The 537-nt window shown below is 54.6% G+C and carries 1 protein-coding gene; it reads left to right on the top strand.

Annotated elements, in window-relative coordinates; all coding sequences use genetic code 11:
• Positions 1-537, top strand: a 537-nt coding sequence (locus tag R7044_RS27640) for a TraI domain-containing protein (protein ID WP_225456287.1), incomplete at both ends; no start/stop codon positions are given.

Genomic DNA, 537 nt, shown 5'->3' with positions numbered 1-537 from the left:
TATCTCAGGAACCAGCGTCAATCAGCCTGTGACCAAGCTGATGCTTCGCGCTGACCAAGAGAGCGTCTCACGGGACCTTCGCCAGAGTCGTCTCGATGTGGACGAGTTCTCCTATGGTGTGCCTGTCGAGCGGTACGTGTTCGATGCCATCCGCCGCCTGGTTAAAACCGGAAAATGGAAGGTCAATGAGCCAGGCGCGAAAGTCTGGCACCTCAACCAAGGTGTATTCATTGCCTGGAAACAGCTTGGGGACCTTTATGACTTGATCAGCCACGACAAGATCCCCGGTATTCCACGAGACCCTGACACACTGGCCGACATTCTCATCGAACGTGGTTTTGCTGTACCAAACACGGTGCAGGAGAAGGGTGAACGTGCGTACTACCGCTACTGGGAAGTTTTGCCTGAGATGCTCCAGGAGGCGGCGGGATCGGTGAAGATATTGATGCTCAGACTCGAATCAAACGACCTGGTGTTTACGACTGAGCCTCCTGCGGCTGTTGCTGCGGAAGTTGTTGGTGATGTTGAGGACGCTGA

The organism is Vibrio sp. 1402 (genome assembly GCF_033340275.1).
This window is presented reverse-complemented; position numbering and strand designations above follow the sequence as displayed.